Below are 2,143 nucleotides of genomic sequence, written 5' to 3' on the forward strand. Positions count from 1 at the left end.
CGATCTCGATCAACAGTACCCCGGTATTCGAGAATGGGAAGAGCAAGGGGACGCTGCGTATCGAAAATGCAGCGAACAACAACTACAACATGCGGGTGCGCATCGTGATCGATGATGGAGATAAAGAAATCTATTACAGTGATGGGATCAAGCCCGGTCAGGTGATCAAGGAGGATCATCTAGACGAGGAGTTATCCAGGGGGACGTACGCCTGTACGGCAACGTTTGAGGCATATGACGATGATGGGAAGAAGGCAGGTGAAGCGAAGGCACAACTGAACATCGTAGTGAAGAAGTAAGAGAAAAAACAGAACGTATCCCAGAGAGATCCCCGGGGATGTAAAAGATACGGGAGGGAAAAGGAGAAAAAGAAAATGAAAAAATTAGTAGCACTGAGTATGGCAGCCATGATGATGGCGATGATCACACCGATCGCAGCAGCAGAAAAGGATGAAACGAAGGATGTAGATACCACAGACGGGACATCTGATCAGAATGGTGAGATCTGGGCAACATTATCCAGTAAATCTCTGTCACAGCTGAAGGTAACGATGCCGATTCGTATCGATTTCTCAGTAACACCGGAAACTGATCCTGATAAGCAGGCGGAAACACCAAACTCATTCGTAGTAGGTGATTACAAAATCAAAGTTGCAAGTGATTCTGAAATCGGTGTGGAACTTACAAACATCACGATCGAAAATGCAGATAAAGGTCTTTGGACATTGACCGATGCAGACGGTATCGCAAAAACGAAACCTTCTGATCCAGATAACAGAACAGATGTACAGAAAGCAGCCGATCAGAAGACGGTACAGATAACGATTGCTGATAAACCATTGGCTTATGGAAAAAATGCCATAACGAATTTTGAAGTTGCGCAAGCAAAAGATAAATCTCTAGGTGTAAAAGGATTAGCTACAAAATCCACGATTGAATCAACAGAGGCTAAAGCGGAACTGGCATTCAACGTTGTATATACGATCAAACAGAAGGATGTATCAGCGACACCTGCATCATAATGCTAACATTTACATAAGAGCACATCGTGCTCTTACATGAGGAAGGAAAGGTTCCTTCCCTATGCAAAGGTACGATGGAAGGAGAGAGAGAATGGAAGAGAACAAGGAAGAAGTAAAGAAGAAGGGGAAGAAGTGGCTGATCATCTTATCACTTCTGCTGTTAGTCGGTGGTTGCAGTGTGTGGATGGTTTCCAATAAGACCGACCTGTGGCTGGATCCGGATCAGAGTGAGGGAACACTGGATGGTATGTCGAAGGAGGAGATTCAGAAGCTGATGAATGAGAAGGTCGAAGAAGGGCAGTTCATGATTTCGATCAATACCAACCCGGTATTCCCAGATGGAAAGAGTGAGGGGACATTGCGTATCGAGAACAGTCCGCAGAACCGCTATCTCATGATCGTGAAGATCTATCGCAATGAAAATGGTAAACAGGGTGAGCTAATCTATGAGAGCGGTGCGATCAAGCCAGGTAACAAGATTGAAAAAGCAAAGCTGGATGTCGATCTGCCAAAAGGGAATTATCCTGTTCTGGTGTATTTTGAAGGCTATCAGGAAAAGAGCAAAGAGTATGTGGGGAAAGCCGGCAGTGAGCTGACGATTCATGTGCGGAAATAGTTGCGGAGGATGAAGATGAAAGAGAAAGAAGGACAAAAGGAAAACAATAAGAAGAAATGGCTGCTTCTTTTGATGTTGCTGTTTCTGTGTGTCGGAGGATTCCTGTTTGTAAGATCATGGAACACAGAGGATGATCGTCTGGCAAGAGAGCAGGATGCGAAGGAAGGCTATCTTCCGGGAATGACACGGGAAGAGATCCAGAAGATGATGGATGACAAGGTGGCAGAGGGAAGCGTCCAGATCAATATCAACAGCAATCTGGTGTTCGAGACAGGAAGCAGTAAGGGACTGGTTCGGATCGTGAATTCCAAGAACAATCATTATCTGATGGTGGTGGAGATGATCCGCAAGGACAATAAGCAGAAGATCTATCAAAGCGGAGCGATGGAGCCGGGAAACTATCTGGAGGAGGACAAGCTGGATGTCGATCTACCCAAGGGGGATTATCCGGTGAATATCCATTTCAAGAATTATGATCCAAAAAGTGAGGAATTCGTCGGTGAGG

Annotated in this window: 3 protein-coding genes and 1 pseudogene; all 4 read left to right on the forward strand. The window is 45.3% G+C overall.

Going from position 1 to position 2,143, the window contains the following annotated elements; all coding sequences use genetic code 11:
• Positions 1 to 299: pseudogene (locus NE665_RS23520) on the forward strand (hypothetical protein); the annotation flags it as partial.
• A 75-nt stretch (positions 300 to 374) separates the two neighbouring features.
• Complete coding sequence (locus tag NE665_RS23525) at positions 375 to 1,022, forward strand: hypothetical protein (protein ID WP_256302673.1); 648 nt, start codon at positions 375 to 377, stop codon at positions 1,020 to 1,022.
• 91 nt (positions 1,023 to 1,113) lie between these two features.
• Positions 1,114 to 1,638 (forward strand): hypothetical protein, encoded by a 525-nt coding sequence (locus tag NE665_RS23530; RefSeq protein ID WP_181968946.1) that lies wholly within the window; start codon positions 1,114 to 1,116, stop codon positions 1,636 to 1,638.
• Between the two features lie 15 nt (positions 1,639 to 1,653).
• Positions 1,654 to 2,143 (forward strand): hypothetical protein (locus tag NE665_RS23535; protein ID WP_256302674.1); only part of this gene is annotated, 490 nt, incomplete at its 3' end.

Source organism: Clostridium sp. DFI.1.208, assembly GCF_024463855.1.
Taxonomy (GTDB): domain Bacteria; phylum Bacillota_I; class Bacilli_A; order Erysipelotrichales; family Erysipelotrichaceae; genus Clostridium_AQ.

Bases quoted from the DNA above. Each gene is read 5' to 3' on its own strand.
- NE665_RS23525 (WP_256302673.1), top strand. From the start codon at position 375: ATGAAAAAATTAGTAGCACTGAGTATGGCAGCCATGATGATGGCGATG.
- NE665_RS23530 (WP_181968946.1), top strand. From the start codon at position 1,114: ATGGAAGAGAACAAGGAAGAAGTAAAGAAGAAGGGGAAGAAGTGGCTG.